Below are 20,693 nucleotides of genomic sequence, written 5' to 3'. Positions count from 1 at the left end.
TCCGTTGAGTGTCTGAATACAAAAAGGGGAATGACATGACACTGGATCTCTCGAGATATGCCGCGGACAACGGCATCAAATATTTCATGATCAGCTTTACCGATCTGTTTGGAGGCCAGCGCGCCAAGCTGGTGCCGGCCGAAGCGATCGCAGACATGCAAAAAGACGGCGCCGGTTTTGCGGGTTTTGCCACCTGGCTCGATCTGACGCCTGCCCATCCCGATCTTTTCGCCATTCCGGACGCATCCTCGGTCATCCAGCTCCCCTGGAAAAAAGATGTGGCCTGGGTCGCAGCCGACTGCGTCATGGAAGACCAACCGGTCGAGCAGGCTCCCCGGGTTCTCCTCAAGAGACTGATTGGCGAAGCTGAAAGGGCGGGCCTGCGCGTCAAGACCGGTGTCGAGCCGGAATTCTTCCTGATCTCGCCAGATGGTTCGAAGATTTCCGACGAGTTCGATAATGCCGAAAAGCCCTGCTATGACCAGCAGGCTGTCATGCGCCGCTACGACGTCATCGCCGAGATCTGCGACTGCATGCTGAAACTGGGCTGGAAGCCCTATCAGAACGATCATGAGGATGCCAACGGCCAGTTCGAGATGAATTGGGAATATGACGATGCGCTGCGGACGGCAGACAAGCATTCCTTCTTCAAATTCATGGTGAAGTCGGTTGCCGAGAAACACGGTCTTCGCGCCACATTCATGCCGAAGCCCTTCAAGGGCCTGACTGGCAACGGCTGCCATGCCCATATCTCCGTCTGGGACCTCGAGGGTAGAAACAATGCGTTTGCCGACAAAGCAATGCCGTTTGGTCTTTCCGCCAAGGGCAAGACCTTCCTCGGAGGCATCATGAAACATGCCTCGGCGCTGGCCGCGGTGACCAATCCGACCGTCAATTCCTATAAGCGCATCAACGCGCCGCGGACGATCTCCGGTGCGACCTGGGCGCCGAACACGGTGACTTGGACCGGCAACAACCGCACCCATATGGTGCGCGTGCCCGGCCCCGGCCGCTTCGAGTTGCGGCTGCCCGACGGTGCGGTCAATCCCTATCTGCTGCAGGCAATCATCATCGCGGCGGGACTTTCTGGCCTTCGCAGCAACGCCGATCCGGGGCCGCATCACGATATCGACATGTACCGCGACGGACATACTGTAACCGATGCCCCCAAACTACCGCTCAACCTGTTGGATGCACTTCGCGAGTACGAGAAAGACACCGAGCTGCAAGCCGCCCTCGGCACGGAGTTCTCGGCGGCCTATCTGAAGCTAAAGCAGGGCGAGTGGAACACCTATTGCTCGCAGTTTACCGCCTGGGAGCATGAAACGACCCTCGACGTCTGATATTTTCCCCGCTGCCCTTCGCGGCCTTCCACCGCGCTGCGCACGGGTGTCTTTTTGACATCGCTGCAAGAGAGCCTGCCATGACGCAATTCATCCTGACGGTCACCTGCAAATCAACGCGCGGCATCGTGGCCGCCTTGTCCGGTTACCTGGCGGACGCCGGCTGCAACATCGTCGACTCGTCGCAATTTGACGACCTCGATACCGGTCTCTTCTTCATGCGTGTCAGCTTCCTGTCGGAAGAGGGCCTCGGTCTTGCGGAGCTTGCCGAAGGTCTAAAGCCGATCGCCGCAAAGTTTCGGATGGAAGCTGAGGTCCACGATGGCTCGCGGCGCATGAAGGTCATGCTGATGGTCTCGCGCTTTGGCCATTGCCTCAACGATCTTCTCTATCGCTGGAAAATTGGCGCACTGCCGATCGATATCGTCGGCGTCGTCTCCAACCATTTCGACTACCAGAAAGTAGTGGTCAATCATGATATACCGTTCCACCATATTCCGGTGACCAAGGAGAACAAGCCGCAGGCGGAAGCCAGGATCATGGACCTCGTGGAAGGAACCGGCACCGAACTCATCGTGCTCGCACGCTACATGCAGATCCTCTCTGATCGCATGTGCATCGAGATGTCAGGCAAGATCATCAATATCCACCACTCCTTCCTGCCGAGCTTCAAGGGCGCCAACCCGTACAAGCAGGCCTACGGTCGCGGCGTAAAGCTGATCGGCGCGACGGCTCATTATGTCACCGCAGACCTCGATGAAGGCCCTATCATCGAACAGGACACGGTGCGCGTCACCCATGCCCAGAGCCCTGAAGACTATGTCTCGCTCGGCCGCGACGTCGAGGCGCAGGTTCTGGCGCGCGCCATACACGCGCATATCCATCGCCGCACCTTCATCAACGGCAACCGCACCATCGTCTTTCCGCCAAGCCCGGGGAGCTACGCGTCCGAGCGCATGGGGTAAAATGCAGCGTGCGCGAATAACTGCGCCGCCAGTTGCAATCGTCCGACCCTGTCGATAAGTATTTGGTACGCCATAATATGGTGTGGCCGGCTTATACTCAGGCGAGGCCGGCGAGCATGGCATATCATGACGGGGGCGGACAATGGTGGTTGGTTTGAAAGATTCGACGATCAAAGTGGAACGGCCCGCGAAAACCCTGCGCGAACTGGCGCTGGACAAGGTTCGCGAGGCGATCGACAGCGGTCATTTCAAGCCCGGTGATCGTCTGGTGGAGCGAGATCTCTGCGCCCAGCTTGGCGTAAGCCGAACGATTGTTCGCGAGGTGCTACGGCATCTTGAGTCGGAAGGCCTTGTTGCAAATCTTCCGAACAAGGGCCCGATCGTAGCCCGGCTCGATGCTGATGAAGCGCGACAAATCTATGAAATACGCGGAGCACTAGAGGGTATGGCGGCGCGCCTGTGCGCCGAGCGTCACGATTCTACAATCGTTGAAGCGCTCGAGGGGGCGCTCTACGATATTCGCCAGTGCTACCGCGAAAAAGACATGCCGGGCGTCCTGGCCAGTACCTCGGCCTTTTACCAGGTACTCTTCAGCAAGGTCGATCGCCACGTTGCCTGGGGTATTGTCAATCTTCTGACTGTCAGGATCAATCATCTCCGCTCGATGACGATCAAGACGGATAACCGCAACGTCGAGGGTCCCGCACAGATGGAGCGGATCATCGAGGCGATCAGGCGGGGCGATGGTGAAGGCGCCTATCGTGCTGCGATGGACCACGTAACAAGTGCGGCAGCCATCGCCGAGGCCGTGATTTCTGCCCAATCGCCGGCTGCCTGACATCTTCGTCGTCGACGTGAAGCACAGCGGTCTTTGCCGGGCGCCGCTGCTTACGCACGCTGCGGAAGCATGAGTTTTGACGCGTTCGATTGGCTCAATCTCACGCGCAGAGTACATCGCCTCCCACAAATCGGTGCGGCGCTGCAGGTTCAAAAATCAGGACTCCAAAAATCAGGACTATTGCCGAACACGCGTCAGAATGAGCGAGGTCGGAGCCGTCACCGTGCGGCGATTGTTGCAAAGCGTTTACGCACCACTTTGTCACCTCATCGACAGCTATGGGTCGAGATCGGCCTTGAACGTCTCGAATTGACTGCTCGGCGGGACCCTCATGTCCCCGACCGAAGCTCTCATTGTCAATCATGTGGAGTTCGCGAAACAAGCGCCTTTCGAGATCGGATGCAGACGCGCCGAGGAGCATTCGGCTCTAAACTAGGCGGAGTGGCTCGCCTCTGTGAACCCGCATATGGCGTCGGGATCGAGCAAGAATTCTCTAAGTACCTGATCGAAATACAAAATCGATTGAAGAAGGCGCCGCAGCCGCTTGTTCGAACAAGGCTATTGACGAATTAATATTATGGCATACCATAACACCATATGTTGCTGAGGACGTCGCATGATCCAGATTCGCAAGACGCTGTTGCAAGTTGAAACTACCTTGATCGAAGGCGGAAAAACCGCGCCGCTGCCGCTGAAACTGTATTCGGCTTTCGCGGTGGTTAAGAATCCATGGGCAGGCAAAGGCTTTGTCGAGGACCTCAAGCCGGAGATCCATGCGGGCGCCCCTGTGCTCGGAGAATTGCTGACCCGCATGATCATCGAAGCCGTTGGTTCGGGCGAAGCCGTCGAAGGTTATGGCAAGGCCGCGGTCGTCGGTCTCGACGGCGAAATCGAACACGCTTCAGCGCTGATCCACACACTGCGTTTTGGCAATCACTACCGCAATGCCGTCGGCGCCAAGTCTTATCTTGCCTTCTGCAATACCCGTGGCCCGGCCAATGCGCCGATCATGATCCCGCTGATGGACAAAAACGACGAGGGCCGCCGTTCGCATTACCTGACCATTCAGACAGCCATTCCCGATGCCCCGGCCGCCGACGAGATCGTCGTAGCACTGGGTGCGTCCGTCGGGGGGCGTCCGCATCATCGCATCGGCGACCGCTATCAAGACCTCAAGGATCTGGGCCACGACGTCACCAATCCTGCAGGCGTTTGAGAAAGATCAGCTGGCGTCATGCAAACGAGACACTCCAGATTGTCGGAAGAGGCATCGATGCAGTTCCAGCGCCAGCACACCATCAACGGCGTCTCATACTTCGAGGCCGGTGAAGGCGAACCGTTGGTTCTGATCCATGGCGTCGGCATGCGGGTCGAGGCTTGGGCCCCGCAGATCGCGTTGTTTGCAAAGACGCATCGTGTCATCGCCGTCGACATGCCTGGACACGGAGAAAGCGCCAAGCTGCCGACCGGAAGCAAACTTGAAGACTTCGTTGCCTGGTTCGACCGGTTTCTCGACGAGTTGAACATCGATGCCGCCAATGTCGCCGGCCACTCCATGGGAGCTCTGATCTCCGGTGGGGCTGCTGCTACCTTCGGCAGGCGGATCCGGCGGGTCGCATATCTTAACGGCGTCTATCGCCGCAATCCCGAGGCGAAAGCAGCGGTCGTGTCTCGCGCAGCTGCGATCCGCGCCAATGGCGTCGACCGCGATGGCCCGCTGAAACGGTGGTTCGGCGACGATGACAATAGCCTTTCCGCGCGCGATCTCACGCGTGGCTGGCTGGGCATGGTCGATCCCGAGGGTTACGCCATCGCCTATTGCGCCTTTGCCGGCGGCGACGATACCTATGCGGACCGCTGGCGAGATGTTCGCTGCCCAGCTTTGTTCTTGACAGGCTCTGACGATCCCAATTCGACGCCGGAAATGGCGACGCAAATGGCGGCGATCACCCAAAATGGCTGGGCTCGTATCGTCGACGGCCATCGGCACATGGTCAATCTCACCGCGCCTCATACCGTGAATAGGCTGCTTGCGGAATGGCTTGAACATCGAGAGGAGGAGCCGAGATGACGCCAGAATCCATCGATCCACGCGCACTGAGAGACGCCTTCGGCGCTTTTCCGACCGGGGTAACGGTCGTGACCACCCGCGATTGCGACGACCGGCCGATCGGCTTTACGGCAAACTCATTTACATCGGTCTCCCTTGATCCGCCTCTTCTGCTGGTCTGCTTGGCAAAGACCTCACGCAACTATGCGACGATGACGGGTGCGAAGCACTTTGCAATCAACGTCCTCTCGGAAAGTCAGAAAGATGTGTCGAACACCTTTGCGCGGCCAGTCGAGGACCGTTTCGCCGCAGTCGAATGGTCTGAAGGCAAGGCCGGCAGTCCAATATTCGCGAATGTCGCGGCGTGGTTCGAGTGCGCCATGGAGAAGATGGTGGAAGCTGGCGACCACGTCATCCTGATGGGGCGCATCACGGCCTTCGAGAATACCGGCCGCAACGGATTGGGCTATGCCCGCGGCGGTTACTTCACCCCAATCCTTACAAGCCGGGCCGTTTCGGCCGCAGCGGAAGGCAATATTGAGCTCGGTGCCGTTCTGGAGCGCGACGGCGATGTTCTCCTTCTCGGCGATGACATGCTTTCGCTGCCGGGCTGCGACGGCAAGGAAGGCAGCCCGACCGAAATTCTGCGAGATTATCTTGAAGATCTGACCGGGCTGAAGGTTACGATCGGTTTCCTGTATTCGGTCTATGAAGACAAGAGCGAGGGAAAGCAGCACATTGTCTACCGTGCCTTTGCATCGGAAGGCGCTCCGGCCGCTGGACGCTTCCTGAAGCCCAAAACACTCACTGCCGAGCAATTCAAGACAAGTTCGACGGCCGATATCATCGCGCGTTTTGCGCTGGAGAGTTCGATCGGCAATTTCGGGGTTTATTTCGGTGATGAGACTGTTGGTACGGTCCGCCCGGTTGCAGCGAAGGTGGCACAGGCATGAAGTTTTCTCTCTTCGTCCACATGGAACGCCTCGACGCAAGCCAGAGCCACAAAGGCCTTTATGACGAGTTCGTGGCTCTCTGCGAGATCGCTGACAAAGGTGGCATGCATGCGATTTGGACGGGCGAGCATCACGGCATGGATTTCACCATCGCGCCCAACCCCTTCGTGACCATCGCCGACCTGGCGCGTCGGACGGCGCGAGTGAGATTAGGCACAGGAACGGTGATCGCACCATTCTGGCATCCGATCAAGCTTGCCGGCGAGGCGGCCATGACCGACATCATCTGCGACGGCAGGCTCGATATCGGAATTGCCCGTGGCGCTTATTCGTTCGAGTACGAGCGTCTGCTTCCCGGTCTGGATGCCTGGGCCGCCGGCCAGCGCATGCGCGAGCTCATTCCGGCTGTCAAAGGTATTTGGAAGGGCGACTACGCCCACGACGGCGAGTTCTACAAGTTTCCGTCAACCACGTCGGCGCCGAAACCGCTGCAAAAGCCCAATCCGCCGATCTGGGTCGCAGCCCGTGATCCGAATTCCCACGAATTCGCCGTTGCCAACGGCTGTAACGTCCAGGTCACCCCGCTTTGGCAGGGTGATGACGAGGTGGAAGCGCTGATGGGGCGGTTCAATGACGCTTGCGCGAAGCATCCGACGATCGAGCGGCCCAAGATCATGCTGCTGCGTCATACCTATGTCGGTTCGTCGGACGCAGACATCGCGCAGGCGGCTCATGAGCTCAGCCTCTACTACAACTACTTCTTCGCGTGGTTCAAGAACGAGAAGCCGGTCACGCAAGGTCTCATTGAGCGAATTCCCGAAGCTGAAATCAACTCAAACGCCATGCTGTCGGACGCCGTCATGCGCACCAACAACGTTGTCGGAAGTCCACAAGCCGTAATCTCGCGCCTCCAGACCTATGAGGCCATGGGTTATGACGAATATTCCTTCTGGATCGATACGGGCATGAGCTTCGAGCGCAAGAAAGCATCGCTTCAGCGCTTTATCGCCGAAGTGATGCCGGCATTTGCGGAGTGAAGCCTATGCAGCGTTTCCAGTATTATATCGATGGTCAATTCCTAGACGGTGAAGCACGCTTCCCAAGCGTTGATCCGGCCACCGGGAAGGAATGGGCTGACTTGCCGGAAGCGCGCGAGGGTGATGTGGATCGGGCGGTCAACGCCGCTGAACAGGCACTCTATAACGGGGCCTGGTCAAAGATGACGGCCACGCAACGCGGCAAGCTCATCTACCGGCTCGCTGATCTGGTCGCAGCCAACGCACAGAAGCTGGCAGAGCTCGAGACTCGCGACACCGGAAAGATCATCCGGGAAACGTCGGCGCAGATCGCCTATGTCGCGGACTATTACCGCTATTACGCCGGCATCGCCGACAAGATTGAAGGATCCTATCTTCCCATCGACAAACCTGACATGGATGTCTGGCTTCGCCGTGAGCCGATCGGCGTCGTTGCGATGGTCGTGCCCTGGAATAGCCAGCTGTTCTTGTCTGCGGTCAAGATCGGGCCGGCTCTTGCGGCCGGCTGCACGATGGTCGTCAAGGCCTCGGAAGACGGGCCAGCGCCGCTTCTGGAATTTGCGCGCCTCATTCACGAGGCAGGCTTTCCTGCGGGCGTCGTCAATATCATCACCGGCTTTGGCGCGTCCTGCGGGGCAGCACTTAGTCGCCATCCTAAGGTCGCGCATGTTGCCTTCACCGGTGGCCCCGAAACGGCGCGTCATATCGTGCGAAACTCGGCGGAGAACCTTGCCTCCACGTCACTCGAACTGGGCGGCAAGTCACCCTTCATCGTTTTCGCCGACGCCGACCTTGAGAGTGCTGCCAATGCTCAGGTCGCGGGTATCTTTGCTGCGACCGGCCAAAGCTGTGTCGCCGGTTCGCGCCTGATTGTCGAGCGGTCTATCAAGGATGAGTTCCTGACCCTCTTGAAGGGCAAGGCAGAGGCGATCCGTATCGGTGCTCCGTTGGACATGGCGACCGAGGTCGGTCCGCTTGCAACGCGGCGCCAGCAGGAGCACATAGCAGCGCTCCTCGACAAGTCCCTTCAAAGCGGCGCCCGCCTTGTCACCGGTGGCCATAGGCCCGGCGGTGAAGGCTACTACTTCCCGCCGACAATTCTTGATTGCGATGGCGTCAATTCCCCTTCGCTGGTCAACGAATTCTTCGGTCCGGTTCTATCCGTCGTCTCGTTCGAAACAGAATCCGAAGCGCTCGCGCTTGCGAACGATACGCATTATGGGCTTGCCTCTGGCGTCTTCACCCAAAACCTGACGCGCGCTCATCGCCTGATGAAGGGTATTCGCGCCGGCATCGTCTGGGTCAACACCTATCGCGCCGTCTCGCCGATCGCGCCATTTGGCGGGTTCGGTCTATCAGGGCATGGCAGGGAAGGCGGCATGGCCGCAGCGCTCGACTACACCCGGACAAAAACGATCTGGCTGAGGACGTCGGACGACCCGATCCCTGATCCTTTCGTAATGCGGTGACGGCGATGTTTTACGAGATCCGGACTTACAGACTGAAGAACGGTGCGATCCCGCAATATCTGAAGGTTGTAGAAGAGGAGGGGATAGCCATTCAAAAGAGCCATCTCGGCAACCTCGTCGGTTATTTCTATTCGGAGATAGGCACCATCAACGAGATTGTCCACATCTGGGCGTTCTCGAGCCTGGACGACCGTGAGGCAAGGCGCATGCGCCTTATGGCTGACCCTCGGTGGCAGGCCTTTCTGCCGAAGATTCGCGATCTGATCGAAGTGGCGGAAAACAAGATTATGAAGGCAACCAGCTTCTCTCCAAAAAGCGGGGACGGACTGCCGGCATAGGAATGCGCATAAGACACTCCAAAACAAGGAAAAGGGAACATGAAACACACATTTGCATTCGCGGCCTTGGCGGCAATCATGGCAGTAGCCATTCCCGCAAAAGCCGAAACGCTCGTCTTCTCAAGCTGGGGAGGAACGACGCAGGACGCGCAAAAGGCAGCCTGGGCGAACCCATATACGGAAAAGACCGGACTGCAAGTGGTGCAGGATGGCCCCACTGATTACGGCAAGCTGAAGGCCATGGTCGAGGCGAACCAGGTAACCTGGGACGTCGTCGATGTCGAAGGTGACTATGCCGCGCAGGCAGGCAAAAACGGACTGCTTGAGAAGCTGGATTTCTCCGTCATCGACAAGTCCAAGCTCGATCCGCGTTTCGTAACGGATTATTCCGTCGGCAGCTTCTACTATTCCTTTGTGATCGGCTGCAATGCGGATGCGGTTGCCGCTTGCCCGAAGACCTGGGCCGATCTGTTCGACACGGCGAAGTTTCCAGGCAAGCGCACCTTCTATAAATGGTCGGCGCCCGGTGTGATTGAGGCGGCGCTCCTGGCTGACGGTGTTGCCGCCGACAAGCTCTATCCGCTTGACCTCGATCGCGCATTCAAGAAGCTCGATACGATCAAGTCGGAGATTATCTGGTGGTCAGGCGGCGCCCAGTCGCAGCAGCTTTTGGCATCCGCCGAAGCACCGTTCGGAAGCCTCTGGAACGGCCGCATGACAGCGCTCGCCAAAAGCGGCGTTAACGCCGAAACCTCCTGGGAGCAGAATATTACCGCCGCGGATTCGCTTGTCGTTCCGAAAGGCGCTCCGAATCTTGAGGCAGCCATGAAGTTCATCGCGTTGGCAACCTCGGCAGAACCGCAGGCAGCGCTTGCAAAAGCCACTGGATACGCGCCGATCAATCTGGAATCGGCCAAGTTGATGGATCCCGAGACGGCCAAGACACTGCCGGATCAGCAAACGGCCAGCCAGGTCAATGCGGACATGAGCTACTGGGCAGAAAACCGGGATGCTATCGGCGAGCGGTGGTACGCATGGCAGGCAAAATAGGCTGAAAATGCAGCGCAACGCACGGCGAGCCCATGCCCGCCGTGCTAAAAGGGCAGCGTGCTCGGTCGGCCCCGGGACCTGCGGCGCTTGTCTGAACGTTCGGCAGGAAGGACTGTCATGTCGACCTATAGTGATGCTTCCAGCGTGAGTGCGCCGGTGCCAAGAGCGCTCAGGCCAACAGGTTTCAGCGGGGTCGTTCCGGCTCTCGCCTTCGTCGCCATTTTCTTCATCGTGCCGGTGGCGGCACTGTTGCTGCGAAGTGTATTGGAACCGGTTCCCGGCTTCGGCAACTATGCTGAGCTGCTTGGATCTGCAACCTATCTCAAGATTTTCGCCAATACCTTCATCGTATCAGGGTTGGTGACCGCTATATCGCTCTTGATCGGCTTTCCCGTTGCCTGGGCGCTGGCAATCATGCCTGGAAGGCTGGCATCGGTGATTTTTGCGGTCCTGCTCCTGTCGATGTGGACAAATCTCTTGGCGCGGACCTATGCCTGGATGGTGCTTTTGCAACGGACGGGTCTCATCAACAAGATGCTGATGGGCATGGGGCTGATCAATCAGCCGTTGCCGCTCGTCAACAATCTGACAGGTGTGACGATCGGCATGACCTATATCATGCTGCCCTTCATCATCCTGCCGCTCTACGGCGTGATCAAGAAGATCGACCCGGCAATCCTGCAGGCGGCTGCCCTTTGCGGTGCCAGCCGGTGGCAATGTCTCACGCGCGTTCTCCTGCCGCTGGCCGTGCCGGGCATGGCTGCCGGTGCCCTCATGGTTTTCGTCATGTCGCTTGGCTATTTCGTTACCCCCTCGCTTCTCGGCGGTACGGCGAACATGATGCTGGCCGAGCTGATTGCCCAGTTCGTCCAGTCGCTGGTCAATTGGGGCATGGGGGGAGCGGCTGCCCTGGTACTCCTCGTTGTAACGCTTTCGCTCTATGTCGTTCAGCTGCGTTTCTTCGGCAGCCAGAACACCGGAGGGCGCTGACATGCTGCTTAACTTCGATCGTCTCGGCTGGTGGAAATACGCGCTTTTGACGATCACCGTCCTGGCGGCGGCATTTTTGCTGCTGCCGATCTTCTTTATCGCGGCCCTTTCCTTTGGATCCTCGCAGTGGCTGATCTTTCCGCCTCCTGGCTGGACGCTGCAATGGTACCGGGAACTTCTGGCCGATCCCCGGTGGCTGGAATCGGCCTGGACGAGCTTTAAGATTGCATCGATCGTCACCGTGCTTTCCGTTCTGCTCGGTCTTGTGACGTCGTTCGGGTTGGTTCGAGGAACGTTCCTGTTCCGTGACGCGCTCAAGGCGCTTTTCCTGACGCCGATGATCCTTCCCGTCGTCGTTCTTGCCGTCGCACTCTACGCATTCTTTCTAAGGGTGGGCCTCGGTGGAACCTTGGCGGGCTTCGTGATCTCTCATCTCGTCCTTGCTCTTCCGTTCTCCATTCTGTCCATTTCCAGTGCGCTTGAAGGTTTCGATAAGTCCATCGAGGACGCGGCGATACTTTGCGGCGCCTCGCCGCTTGAGGCGAGGATCCGAGTAACGCTGCCTGCAATCAGCCACGGGATATTTTCCGCCGCTGTCTTTTCGTTCCTGACATCCTGGGACGAGGTGGTTGTGGCGATCTTCATGGCGAGCCCAACGCTACAGACCCTGCCGGTAAAAGTATGGGCCACGCTCAGGCAGGATCTTACGCCGGTCGTGGCTGCCGCGTCGACGCTTCTCATCCTTTTGACGATCCTCTTGATGGCGCTTGTCGCTCTCGCACGCAAGGTACTGAAATCATGAATGACGCTTTCCTTCAGATCAAAGGTATCCGCAAGGAGTACGGTCCTGTTGTCGCGGTTCACGATGTCAACCTGCACGTTCAGCGCGGTGAGTTTCTGACCTTCTTGGGACCGTCGGGGTCGGGAAAGAGCACGACGCTTTACATCCTGGCGGGTTTTGAAACTCCGACAAAAGGCGACATCACGCTTGACGGCAAGACCCTGCTGGAAACCCCTTCGCACAAGCGCAACATCGGAATGGTCTTTCAGCGCTACACGTTGTTTCCGCATCTGACCGTTGGTGAAAACATTGCCTTTCCACTGAAGGTCAGGCGCAAGTCCAAGGCCGAGGTCGACACCAAGGTGAAGGAGATGCTGCGTCTCGTTAGACTTGAAGGATACGAGGATCGCAAGCCCGTACAGATGTCCGGCGGCCAGCAGCAACGTGTCGCCCTCGCCAGGGCGCTTGCCTACGATCCTCCGGTACTTCTGATGGACGAGCCGCTCGCGGCCCTGGACAAGAAGCTGCGGGAGGAAATTCAGCACGAAATACGCAGGATCCACCAGCAAACGGAAGTGACGATCCTATACGTGACCCATGACCAGGAAGAAGCGCTGCGGCTGTCCGATCGCATTGCGGTATTCTCTAAGGGCATCATCGATCAAATTGGCACTGGGCCGCAACTCTATGCCAACCCGCGTACGCGTTTTGTCGCTGAATTCATCGGCGACAGCGACTTCATTTCCTGCGATCTGTTGTCATGCGCAGACGGAAAGGCGACGATCTCACTGGGCGCCGCGGTTTTTGACCGGATCCCGGTCCATGGCAAGGCGGTTTCCAACGGGAAGGGGGCTCTCATGCTGAGGCCGGAACGCATTCGGCTATCGCGTCATGATGGCGGAAACGGTCTCAGTGCAACAGTCAGGGACATCACCTTCCTCGGCAATAATGTCCATGTGGCAACGGCTACGGCCGCCGGTGAAGCCTTGTCGGTGCGACTGCCTTTTGGGCACGAGGCAATCGCCGGCCTGAGCCCTGGGGACCGGGTTCATCTTGAATTCGACCCCGGCGCCGCGCACGTGTTCTGTTGAGGTTTCCGACATGAAGCCCGATGATCGTTCGCTCTCTCCAGGGAAGTCTCGACGCGTCGTTCGACAGTGATCTTTCGGTATCGAGCAATCTAAGCTTGTGTTGGTCTGACCCTTAAAGGCCCAGACCAACATCTCCTTCCACAGGAAGGGCTACCTCTCAAAAGAAGTGAGTATGGGCCTCGCGAATTGCGTCGACGGTGGCGAGCGTGCCTGTAAGATGGCGGCGTACGGCTTCCTGTGCCCGCGGGACGTCTCCGTCTCGCACATTGTCCATTATTTCCCGATGCGAACACAAGATCGTGCCGGCTTTGCCGGGATCCATCAAGTTGAGCTTACGAAGCCGATCAATATGCCCGGATCGCGACTGGACCAGCACCCAGAGATCCGCAACGCCCGCACCTTCGAACATGGTTTGGTGGAACTGGCGATCGAGAAGCGCGAAGCGTTCGAGGTCATGATCCACGTTGAGCGCCGTTTCTTGAAGGGCCACCAGACGATCGGCTTGTTTGATGACGGCTTCGGGCTGGGTTTCCGTCAGAGACCGAATGACTTCCAATTCAAGAGAGAGCCGCAGGAACTGCGTCTCGCGCGCCTGGCGCAAATCGATGCGCGTGACTTCCGTGCGGGACTGCGGATAAACCACCACGAGGCCCTCGGCCTCCAGCATTTGCAGAGCGTCACGCACCGGTGTCTGGCTGACGCCGTAGGCCAAGGCGATCTCGCTGCGCGACAGATGCATGCCCGGGGGCAGATCGAGCGAGATGATGCGACCGCGCAGCACGTCGTAGAGCTGGCGCGAGGTCGAGGTGCGTTTGAGCGCAATTGTCGGGGAAAGATCGTTCAGAGCGTCCATGAAACCTCACTTTGACGCGCATTATAGCCGGTAAGAATCTTGATCTCAAACTAATATATTAACATAGTTGACCAACTGATATTTTAGTGTTTCACTCTGCCGGTGCTGGGAGGCACTTTCGTACGTTTGGGACTTACAGTGGGAGGATAGGATGTTGAGACTTTTGGGTGCTGCCGCGATCGCAGCTTTTTTCGCGACCACGCTTCCGGCTTCGGCTCAGGAAAAGACTGCGATCTCCATTACACGGCAGCCGGGGATTCTGTATCTTGCGAGCCACGTCATGGAAACGCAAAAGCTCATTGAGAAACAGGCTGCGAAGGAGGGGCTGGACGGCCTCACGATCGAATGGCGAACCTTCAGCGGCGGTGGAGCGCAGACCGATGCATTGCTCGCAGGCAATGTCGACATCGTCAACACGGGGTCGGGTAATCTTCTTCTGCTTTGGGATCGTACAAAGGGCCGCGTAAAAGGCATCATTCCGAGTTCCGCGCAGCCGGTCATCATGGTCTCCAATGATCCCAAGATCAAATCACTTGATGATATCGGCCCGAGCGACAAGATCGCCGTTCCGACCGTCGGCGTCTCGACGCAGGCGATTCTGCTGCAGATGGCCGCCGCCGCAAAGTACGGCGAAGACCAGGTCCGCAAGCTTGACAGCAATACCGTACAGCTTGGCCATCCGGACGCGGTCGCGGCCATCGCCAATCCCAATCACGAAGTCAAGAACCATTTCTCAGCACCGCCCTTCCAGTACATCGAGCTAAAGCAGAAGGGCGTGCATCGCGTCACGGACTCGCGCGAAATCATCGGAGGTTCCCTCACTCAGGCGACGTTCTTCACGACGACCGGGTTTGCTGAAAGCAATCCCGTCATCATCAAGGCCGTGCGTGAGGCAACCAAGCAAGCAGTGGCCTACATCAAGAACGATCCAAAGGGCGCCCTCGAAGCCTACAAGACCATCACCGGAGACAAGACGTCGATCGACGATCTCATGGCGATCATGAACGAGCCGGGTTTCATCGACGACTACCGAACCGAGCCGCAGGGGACGATGAAGTTCGCAACGCATTTGAACAAGATCGGGACGCTGAAGATGCAGCCAAAAGCATGGACCGACTACTACTTGCCTGAATCCGCCGACCTCAACGGCAACTGAGCAACATCTACCGGCAGAAGGCAGGCAGCTTTTTGCCGGATAAGCCCGCCCCCTTTTCATGTGAGGACGTCGTCAATGTTCCAGTCCGCAGCAGCTGTTTCACCGGCGCATCAGGCCATTGCGCAAGCGGCTGAACCACTCTTGAGTGTCGAGAAAGTTACGCTGCGCTACAAGACGCCGAACCTCCTGGTCACCGCCACCGAACAGGTCTCCTTCAGCGTCCGGAAATCAGATCGGTTCGTGCTCCTAGGTCCATCGGGCTGCGGTAAGTCGACGCTGCTGAAAGCCGTAGGCGGATACATGAAGCCCGTCAGCGGTTCCATCCGCATCAACGGCCGGACGGTGACGAAACCGGGTCCGGACCGCATGATGGTGTTTCAGGAATTCGATCAACTGATGCCCTGGAAGACCGTTCTGGAAAACGTGATGTTTCCGCTGCTGGTTGCGCGCAAGCTGCTGCCAAAGGAAGCGGAGGAAATCGCCCGCGCCTATATCGACAAGGTAAAGCTGACGCGCGCCGTCGACAGTTTTCCCCATACCCTATCTGGCGGGATGAAACAGCGTGTCGCCATTGCGCGCGGCATGGCGATGCAACCCGACATCCTTTTGATGGATGAACCTTTCGCGGCGCTCGACGCGCTGACGCGCCGCCAGATGCAGGACGAACTGCTTCAGCTTTGGGATGATACGAAGTTTACCGTCATCTTCGTCACCCATTCGATCGCTGAAGCGATCAAGATCTCCAACCGTATTCTGCTTCTGTCACCCCACCCGGGGCGCGTCAAAGCGGAAGTCGTGGATGTCGACAAAGCCTCGAACGAGGACGGGACCGCAGCTGCACTCGAGCGGGATATCCACGATCTTCTGTTCTCTGAACCAGGCCATCGGGAGTAAGCCATCATGAGCGCACCACAGATCCTGCTGGCCGAAGAAAGCGCCAACGCGCGCCCGGCCTATGCCAACATCGCCGCGATCGAGCAGAAGCTCAGACCAGTTGAACTCATCTGGGGTATCGGCGCTGTCCGAAAGGCCCTGCTGATTATCGTGCTTGCGCTCCTGTGGCAGGTCTACGCCACTTATCTGGACAACCCGCTTCTATTTCCGACCCTCACCGACACGCTGGTGACGCTCGTCGATCGCTTCGCGGATGGCACGCTGCCGGCGCGCATCTGGACCACCTTGAAGATCCTTTTGATGGGATATGCGGCGGGAACGATCCTGGCGGCCATCCTGACCGTGCTGGCGATCAACACGCGCATCGGCACGGACTTCCTCGAGACGATGACCGCCATGTTCAACCCGCTTCCGGCCATTTCACTTCTGCCGCTGGCGCTCATCTGGTTCGGCCTGGGCGCCTCAAGCCTCGTCTTCGTACTCGTGCATTCCGTGCTCTGGGCCGTGGCGCTAAACACCCATTCCGGGTTTCTCGGCGTCTCCCGCACTCTGCGCATGGTCGGGGCCAATTACGGCCTGTCCGGCTTCTCCTACGTCGTTCGCATTCTCATTCCGGCTGCGTTTCCCTCGATCCTTACCGGTCTTAAGATTGGCTGGGCCTTCGCCTGGCGCACACTGATTGCCGCCGAACTCGTCTTCGGCGTCTCGTCCGGGCAGGGCGGCCTTGGCTGGTTCATCTTCGAAAACCGCAACCTTCTCGATATCCCGGCCGTTTTTGCCGGACTGCTGACCGTCATCGTCATCGGTCTGGTGGTCGAAAATCTGGTTTTCCAGACGATTGAACGCCACACTATCCAGAAATGGGGCATGAAGGAATGAAGACTGTTTCCTTGTTTGTATTCGCCTCCGTTCATCAGCCTTCTCGGACAACGCCATGAAAAAACGCAAAACTTACGAGCAACTCCGCTCCGCCCGCTGGATGGTCCCCGATGATCAAAGATCCTTCGGTCACAGATCGCGCACCATGCAGATGGGCTATGACCCCGCCGACTGGGAGGGCCGCCCGATCATCGCCATCCTCAACACCTGGTCGGATGCGCAGCCCTGCCACATGCACTTCAAGGACCGAGTGGAATGGGTCAAGCGCGGCGTGCTGCAGGCCGGAGGCTTCCCGATGGAGCTTCCAGCGCTGTCACTGTCTGAAAATTTCGTCAAGCCAACGACCATGCTCTACCGCAATATGCTGGCGATGGAGAGCGAGGAATTGCTGCGCTCCCATCCCATCGACGGCGCGGTCCTCATGGGCGGTTGCGACAAGACCACTCCGGGCCTGGTGATGGGCGCACTCAGCATGGGGCTTCCCTTTATCTACCTGCCTGCCGGACCGATGCTGCGCGGCAACTGGGCGGGCAGGCATCTGGGTTCCGGTACCGACGGATTCAAGTTCTGGGACGAACGCCGCGCCGGCACGATTTCCAAGGAAGAGTGGCAAGGGATCGAAGGGGGTATTGCCCGTTCCTATGGCCACTGCATGACCATGGGAACTGCATCGACAATGACGGCGATCGCCGAGGCTATGGGACTGACGCTTCCTGGCGCCTCCTCCATCCCCGCCGCCGATGCAGGTCATCAGCGCATGTCCACGCAATGCGGCCGGCGCATCGTCGATATGGTCTGGGAGGACCTGACGCCGGACATGATCGTCACGGCGGCAGCAGTGGAGAATGCCGTGACCGTGGCGATGGCGACCGGCTGTTCCACGAATGCCATTATCCATTTGATCGCCATGGCGCGTCGCGCCGGGATCCCGCTGGAACTGGACGATCTCGACCGCATCGGACGCGAAACGCCCGTCATTGCCAACATCCGGCCATCGGGTGCGACGTACCTGATGGAGGATTTCTACTACGCCGGTGGTCTCCGGGCGCTGATGAAGCAACTGGGCGACAAGCTCAATTCGTCGGCGATCACCGTCACCGGCAAGCCGCTTACGGAGGGCCTAGACTTGGCAAAGGTCTGGAACGACGACGTCATCCGGCCGCTGTCGAACCCGGTCTATCACGAGGGATCGCTTGCCGTCCTCAAGGGCAATCTCAGTCCCGACGGCGCGGTGATCAAGCCCGCCGCCTGCGACCCGAAATTCCACCGGCATAAAGGTCCGGCTCTCGTGGCTGATAGCTACGCCGAGCTGAAGACGATCATCGACGATCCCGACTATCCGATGACGCCGGAGACCGTTCTCGTCTTGCGCAACGCCGGCCCCCAGGGCGGACCGGGAATGCCTGAGTGGGGAATGATTCCCATGCCCAAGGCGCTGTTGAAGCTCGGCCTGCGAGACATGGTACGACTGTCGGATGCGCGCATGTCCGGCACTTCTTTCGGCGCCTGCGTCCTGCATGTGGCGCCGGAAGCCTATGTCGGGGGCCCGCTGGCGCTTTTGAAGACTGGCGACATCGTCGAACTCGATATCCCCAACCGCAGCTTGAACATGCTCGTACCGGACGAAGAACTCGCCCTTCGCCGACAGTCGTGGAAGCCGCCGGCCCCACGCTATGGCCGCGGCTACGGCTTCCTATTCTCCAAACATATCGAACAGGCCGACAAGGGCTGCGATTTCGATTTCCTGAAGACGGAATTCGGCCCTCAGGTCGATGAACCAGCGATCAACTGATCTTTCCAGCCGGAGATGATAATGACCGACTACGCTCTTTCCGACGAAACCCGCGAAAAATTGATGAAGGCGTCGACCGCCTCCGTTGCCACTGCGCTCTACAAACGCGGCCTGCGCAACCAGTTCATCCAGAACGTCCACCCGGTCGCCTGGAAGGGCAAAAACATGGTCGGACAGGCCTTCACCCTTCGCTACATTCCGGCGCGTGAGGATCGCAATCCCATCACTGTGTTCCGCAACGCGGACCACCCGCAGCGTGTCGCGGTCGAAACCTGCCCGCCTGGTTGGGTGCTTGTCATGGACAGCAGGAAAGATGCGCGGGCCGCATCGGCAGGCTCTATCCTCGTTACAAGGCTTGCGATGCGCGGTTGCGCCGGCGTCGTATCTGACGGAGGCTTTCGCGACGCCGAAGGCATCGGCAGGTTGGATATGCCGGCCTACCATCAGCGCCCGTCGGCGCCGACCAATCTAACTCTCCACGAAGCGCTCGACATCAACGTGCCGATTTGCTGCGGTGACGCCCCCGTTTTCCCCGGGGACGTGCTCGTCGGCGATGGTGACGGCGTCATGGTCATTCCAGCGCATTTGGCCGATGAGATCGCCGAAGAATGCGCCGGCATGGAAAGCTTCGAGGATTTTGTTCTTGAACAGGTCCAAGACGGCGCTGCCGTGATCGGCCTTTATCCGCCAACGACGGACAAAGCGCAAAACGACTATGCTCAATGGCGTAAGAGAACCGGGCGCTGACCCTGAGTAAGCCGCATTCCCCGAACCCGAAGGCTCAGTTGAGGTCAGGAGATCCGGAAACCAGCTCGCGGCCATCATTCCGACGCAGGCTCCGGCCGTTGAGGAATAGCCGTGAGCTGTTGCCAAACGCCCTGGCCGCTTTCGAGCCAGAACGTGACGGGACGAAGCTGGACGCTCCGCCGTTCCAAGAAGGCCGACCGCTTCGATCGTTCCCCGACGCGGAGGGAGCAGGGATCCGGTTTACGCCCGTCGTGTCGCGCATCGGCCGAAATTAATCGTCGTCGGCAGCGAGGAGGTCGGCCGCCTCGCTGCTTTTGACCGCCGGGACTGGCGCTGATCGCCATCCGAATTGCGTAAATCGCATAGAATACGTATTATAGGTAATTCGGTACGGAGACTTGGCAATGAAGCAATTCACCTTCTCAGACATGAACCGCGCTTCGGGTGAAATCCTCGAAGCGGCTTTGATCGAACCCGTCACCTTGACAAAGCGCGGCAAGGACAAGCTCGTCATTCTGACCGCGGAACAATACCGCAAGCTCATCGGTCGTTCCCATACCGTTGCATACGACCTGATGGATGCTCCCGAAGACATCCACCGTGAACTTATGACCGGTCTTGAGGATATTATCGAGGGCGATAATGCTTGAACCTGGGCAGATCGTCCGCTTTTTCTACCTGTGGAAACGCCAGGCGACCGCAGGTGAAGAGTCCGGCCGCAAGGCAAGGCCCGTTTGCGTCGTCGTTCGCACCGCGGCAGTGCCGGGAGCTGTGTTTCTGTTTCCCGTCACATCGCAACTGCCCGACACGGAGCGGCTTTCTCTTGCGATCAGCCAAATGGAATGCCGTCGCGCAGGGCTGGATTTTCCGTGCTGGATCATTCTCGACGAGTACAATAGGGTTGAACTCGACAAGGCATTTGACTTCGAGTCAACGACGCCTCTGGGCAGTTTCAGTCCTGCCTTCCTCAAGAAAATCGCGCTGACCGTCAAAAATGCGGCCGCAGCCCGAAGGCTCGCTGGTATCACGCGTACCTGATGCCTGACGCCCGCCTCAGTGGGCCCATGGCCGTCCTCCACTTCGTTGCAGCCCTGCGGGCGCGCCGATCGTCCCCGGTCTTATCGACAGCCATCGTGAGGCCAGCGATGGGCGCGACCCCGGCAACATCGACCGACGGCTTCGTCGGCACCATCAAGACCCTCACCCTCAACGTCAAAGCGAATATCGTCCGTGTCGAATGCATCTTTGAAGACGCTCCCGACTTCCGGATGCTGGCCGGCAATGTCGGGTTCGGTGCCGGCTGGCAGAAACAGGCCCGCGAAACCGAACGCGACTACATTCAGTCAAGCTCGACGATCCGAGCGCCCAGCTCCGATCTACGCCACTCTGACCAGGATTCAAGGCCAGGAAGGCCCGCAGCTCATCTGGTCACGCAACACGCGCCGCTGACGGAAAGGAGGAGCCGCG

The 20,693-nt window shown here is 58.7% G+C and carries 21 protein-coding genes and 2 pseudogenes; 21 read left to right on the top strand and 2 right to left on the bottom strand.

Annotated elements, in window-relative coordinates; translation table 11 throughout:
* Nucleotides 1-35: 35 nt before the first annotated feature.
* From glnT to QA644_RS30660, 3 genes are all read left to right on the top strand, one after another.
* Nucleotides 36-1,343: a type III glutamate--ammonia ligase gene (gene glnT / locus QA644_RS30670; protein WP_283072891.1), complete on the top strand. Its 1,308-nt coding sequence runs from the start codon at nucleotides 36-38 to the stop codon at nucleotides 1,341-1,343.
* Nucleotides 1,344-1,423: 80 nt separating this feature from the next.
* Nucleotides 1,424-2,308 carry a formyltetrahydrofolate deformylase gene (purU, locus tag QA644_RS30665; protein WP_074072547.1) on the top strand — a complete coding sequence of 295 codons (885 nt, stop codon included), beginning with the start codon at nucleotides 1,424-1,426 and terminating at the stop codon, nucleotides 2,306-2,308.
* A 142-nt stretch (nucleotides 2,309-2,450) separates the two neighbouring features.
* Nucleotides 2,451-3,146: a GntR family transcriptional regulator gene (locus tag QA644_RS30660; protein WP_283072890.1), complete on the top strand. Its 696-nt coding sequence runs from the start codon at nucleotides 2,451-2,453 to the stop codon at nucleotides 3,144-3,146.
* 57 nt (nucleotides 3,147-3,203) lie between these two features.
* On the opposite strand, the pseudogene QA644_RS30655 reads toward QA644_RS30660, so the two are convergent.
* Nucleotides 3,204-3,389: pseudogene (locus QA644_RS30655) on the bottom strand (addiction module antidote protein, HigA family); the annotation flags it as partial.
* Between the two features lie 373 nt (nucleotides 3,390-3,762).
* Here QA644_RS30655 and QA644_RS30650 point away from each other — a divergent pair.
* The 10 genes from QA644_RS30650 (at nucleotide 3,763) to QA644_RS30605 (ending at nucleotide 12,905) form a co-directional block, all read left to right on the top strand.
* Complete coding sequence (locus QA644_RS30650; RefSeq protein ID WP_283072889.1) at nucleotides 3,763-4,362, top strand: amino acid synthesis family protein; 600 nt, start codon at nucleotides 3,763-3,765, stop codon at nucleotides 4,360-4,362.
* A gap of 57 nt (nucleotides 4,363-4,419) precedes the next feature.
* The gene (locus QA644_RS30645; RefSeq protein WP_283072888.1) at nucleotides 4,420-5,217 is read left to right on the top strand and encodes an alpha/beta fold hydrolase; all 798 of its coding nucleotides are present in this window, start codon (nucleotides 4,420-4,422) and stop codon (nucleotides 5,215-5,217) included.
* Nucleotides 5,214-6,149, top strand: a complete 936-nt coding sequence (locus QA644_RS30640) for a flavin reductase family protein (RefSeq protein ID WP_239603097.1) — start codon at nucleotides 5,214-5,216, stop codon at nucleotides 6,147-6,149. The genes QA644_RS30645 and QA644_RS30640 overlap by 4 nt, the downstream gene beginning before the upstream one ends.
* On the top strand, nucleotides 6,146-7,186 hold the full coding sequence (locus QA644_RS30635) for an LLM class flavin-dependent oxidoreductase (RefSeq protein ID WP_283072887.1): 1,041 nt from the start codon (nucleotides 6,146-6,148) through the stop codon (nucleotides 7,184-7,186). The genes QA644_RS30640 and QA644_RS30635 overlap by 4 nt, the downstream gene beginning before the upstream one ends.
* A 5-nt stretch (nucleotides 7,187-7,191) precedes the next feature.
* Complete coding sequence (locus QA644_RS30630) at nucleotides 7,192-8,655, top strand: aldehyde dehydrogenase (protein WP_283072886.1); 1,464 nt, start codon at nucleotides 7,192-7,194, stop codon at nucleotides 8,653-8,655.
* 5 nt (nucleotides 8,656-8,660) lie between these two features.
* Nucleotides 8,661-8,993 carry an NIPSNAP family protein gene (locus QA644_RS30625; RefSeq protein WP_194730655.1) on the top strand — a complete coding sequence of 111 codons (333 nt, stop codon included), beginning with the start codon at nucleotides 8,661-8,663 and terminating at the stop codon, nucleotides 8,991-8,993.
* Nucleotides 8,994-9,032: 39 nt separating this feature from the next.
* Nucleotides 9,033-10,043 carry a polyamine ABC transporter substrate-binding protein gene (locus tag QA644_RS30620; protein ID WP_283072885.1) on the top strand — a complete coding sequence of 337 codons (1,011 nt, stop codon included), beginning with the start codon at nucleotides 9,033-9,035 and terminating at the stop codon, nucleotides 10,041-10,043.
* Nucleotides 10,044-10,160: 117 nt separating this feature from the next.
* Complete coding sequence (locus QA644_RS30615) at nucleotides 10,161-11,033, top strand: ABC transporter permease (protein WP_283072884.1); 873 nt, start codon at nucleotides 10,161-10,163, stop codon at nucleotides 11,031-11,033.
* A gap of 1 nt (nucleotide 11,034) precedes the next feature.
* Complete coding sequence (locus QA644_RS30610; RefSeq protein ID WP_283072883.1) at nucleotides 11,035-11,835, top strand: ABC transporter permease; 801 nt, start codon at nucleotides 11,035-11,037, stop codon at nucleotides 11,833-11,835.
* A complete protein-coding gene (locus tag QA644_RS30605) occupies nucleotides 11,832-12,905 on the top strand; it encodes an ABC transporter ATP-binding protein (protein ID WP_283072882.1) in 1,074 nt (357 codons plus the stop codon). Before QA644_RS30610 ends, QA644_RS30605 begins: the two co-directional genes overlap by 4 nt.
* Before the next feature lie 157 nt (nucleotides 12,906-13,062).
* On the opposite strand, the gene QA644_RS30600 is transcribed toward QA644_RS30605, so the two are convergent.
* Nucleotides 13,063-13,758 (bottom strand): GntR family transcriptional regulator, encoded by a 696-nt coding sequence (locus QA644_RS30600; RefSeq protein WP_283072881.1) that lies wholly within the window; start codon nucleotides 13,756-13,758, stop codon nucleotides 13,063-13,065.
* Between the two features lie 151 nt (nucleotides 13,759-13,909).
* Here QA644_RS30600 and QA644_RS30595 point away from each other — a divergent pair, with 151 nt between their 5' ends.
* The 8 genes and pseudogenes from QA644_RS30595 to QA644_RS30560 all read left to right on the top strand — a co-directional run bounded on the left by QA644_RS30595 (nucleotide 13,910) and on the right by QA644_RS30560 (nucleotide 20,675).
* Entirely contained in the window at nucleotides 13,910-14,914 is a 1,005-nt protein-coding gene (locus QA644_RS30595) for an ABC transporter substrate-binding protein (protein WP_239603112.1), read from the top strand.
* Nucleotides 14,915-14,989: 75 nt separating this feature from the next.
* The gene (locus tag QA644_RS30590; RefSeq protein WP_022712652.1) at nucleotides 14,990-15,808 is read left to right on the top strand and encodes an ABC transporter ATP-binding protein; all 819 of its coding nucleotides are present in this window, start codon (nucleotides 14,990-14,992) and stop codon (nucleotides 15,806-15,808) included.
* 6 nt (nucleotides 15,809-15,814) lie between these two features.
* Nucleotides 15,815-16,687, top strand: a complete 873-nt coding sequence (locus QA644_RS30585; protein WP_283072880.1) for an ABC transporter permease — start codon at nucleotides 15,815-15,817, stop codon at nucleotides 16,685-16,687.
* Between the two features lie 55 nt (nucleotides 16,688-16,742).
* On the top strand, nucleotides 16,743-18,479 hold the full coding sequence (araD, locus tag QA644_RS30580) for an L-arabinonate dehydratase (protein WP_283072879.1): 1,737 nt from the start codon (nucleotides 16,743-16,745) through the stop codon (nucleotides 18,477-18,479).
* Between the two features lie 21 nt (nucleotides 18,480-18,500).
* On the top strand, nucleotides 18,501-19,226 hold the full coding sequence (locus QA644_RS30575) for a ribonuclease activity regulator RraA (RefSeq protein WP_183927086.1): 726 nt from the start codon (nucleotides 18,501-18,503) through the stop codon (nucleotides 19,224-19,226).
* A gap of 404 nt (nucleotides 19,227-19,630) precedes the next feature.
* Entirely contained in the window at nucleotides 19,631-19,876 is a 246-nt protein-coding gene (locus QA644_RS30570) for a type II toxin-antitoxin system prevent-host-death family antitoxin (RefSeq protein ID WP_194730664.1), read from the top strand.
* Nucleotides 19,869-20,264, top strand: a complete 396-nt coding sequence (locus QA644_RS30565) for a hypothetical protein (protein ID WP_283072878.1) — start codon at nucleotides 19,869-19,871, stop codon at nucleotides 20,262-20,264. Before QA644_RS30570 ends, QA644_RS30565 begins: the two co-directional genes overlap by 8 nt.
* A gap of 107 nt (nucleotides 20,265-20,371) precedes the next feature.
* Nucleotides 20,372-20,675, top strand: a pseudogene (locus QA644_RS30560) (DUF736 family protein).
* The last annotated feature ends 18 nt before the right edge of the window (nucleotides 20,676-20,693 follow it).

Source organism: Rhizobium sp. CC1099 (assembly GCF_029714385.1).
GTDB lineage: Bacteria > Pseudomonadota > Alphaproteobacteria > Rhizobiales > Rhizobiaceae > Rhizobium.
This window is presented reverse-complemented; position numbering and strand designations above follow the sequence as displayed.

Excerpts from the sequence above, each read along its gene's own strand:
- QA644_RS30630 (WP_283072886.1), top strand. The coding sequence starts at position 7,192 with ATGCAGCGTTTCCAGTATTATATCGATGGTCAATTCCTAGACGGTGAA.
- araD (WP_283072879.1), top strand. The coding sequence starts at position 16,743 with ATGAAAAAACGCAAAACTTACGAGCAACTCCGCTCCGCCCGCTGGATG.
- QA644_RS30600 (WP_283072881.1), bottom strand. The coding sequence starts at position 13,758 with ATGGACGCTCTGAACGATCTTTCCCCGACAATTGCGCTCAAACGCACC.
- QA644_RS30615 (WP_283072884.1), top strand. The coding sequence starts at position 10,161 with ATGTCGACCTATAGTGATGCTTCCAGCGTGAGTGCGCCGGTGCCAAGA.
- purU (WP_074072547.1), top strand. The coding sequence starts at position 1,424 with ATGACGCAATTCATCCTGACGGTCACCTGCAAATCAACGCGCGGCATC.
- QA644_RS30650 (WP_283072889.1), top strand. The coding sequence starts at position 3,763 with ATGATCCAGATTCGCAAGACGCTGTTGCAAGTTGAAACTACCTTGATC.
- QA644_RS30605 (WP_283072882.1), top strand. The coding sequence starts at position 11,832 with ATGAATGACGCTTTCCTTCAGATCAAAGGTATCCGCAAGGAGTACGGT.
- QA644_RS30590 (WP_022712652.1), top strand. The coding sequence starts at position 14,990 with ATGTTCCAGTCCGCAGCAGCTGTTTCACCGGCGCATCAGGCCATTGCG.
- QA644_RS30610 (WP_283072883.1), top strand. The coding sequence starts at position 11,035 with ATGCTGCTTAACTTCGATCGTCTCGGCTGGTGGAAATACGCGCTTTTG.
- QA644_RS30635 (WP_283072887.1), top strand. The coding sequence starts at position 6,146 with ATGAAGTTTTCTCTCTTCGTCCACATGGAACGCCTCGACGCAAGCCAG.
- QA644_RS30570 (WP_194730664.1), top strand. The coding sequence starts at position 19,631 with ATGAAGCAATTCACCTTCTCAGACATGAACCGCGCTTCGGGTGAAATC.
- QA644_RS30625 (WP_194730655.1), top strand. The coding sequence starts at position 8,661 with ATGTTTTACGAGATCCGGACTTACAGACTGAAGAACGGTGCGATCCCG.
- QA644_RS30585 (WP_283072880.1), top strand. The coding sequence starts at position 15,815 with ATGAGCGCACCACAGATCCTGCTGGCCGAAGAAAGCGCCAACGCGCGC.
- QA644_RS30620 (WP_283072885.1), top strand. The coding sequence starts at position 9,033 with ATGAAACACACATTTGCATTCGCGGCCTTGGCGGCAATCATGGCAGTA.
- QA644_RS30565 (WP_283072878.1), top strand. The coding sequence starts at position 19,869 with ATGCTTGAACCTGGGCAGATCGTCCGCTTTTTCTACCTGTGGAAACGC.
- QA644_RS30645 (WP_283072888.1), top strand. The coding sequence starts at position 4,420 with ATGCAGTTCCAGCGCCAGCACACCATCAACGGCGTCTCATACTTCGAG.
- QA644_RS30660 (WP_283072890.1), top strand. The coding sequence starts at position 2,451 with ATGGTGGTTGGTTTGAAAGATTCGACGATCAAAGTGGAACGGCCCGCG.
- glnT (WP_283072891.1), top strand. The coding sequence starts at position 36 with ATGACACTGGATCTCTCGAGATATGCCGCGGACAACGGCATCAAATAT.
- QA644_RS30575 (WP_183927086.1), top strand. The coding sequence starts at position 18,501 with ATGACCGACTACGCTCTTTCCGACGAAACCCGCGAAAAATTGATGAAG.
- QA644_RS30640 (WP_239603097.1), top strand. The coding sequence starts at position 5,214 with ATGACGCCAGAATCCATCGATCCACGCGCACTGAGAGACGCCTTCGGC.
- QA644_RS30595 (WP_239603112.1), top strand. The coding sequence starts at position 13,910 with ATGTTGAGACTTTTGGGTGCTGCCGCGATCGCAGCTTTTTTCGCGACC.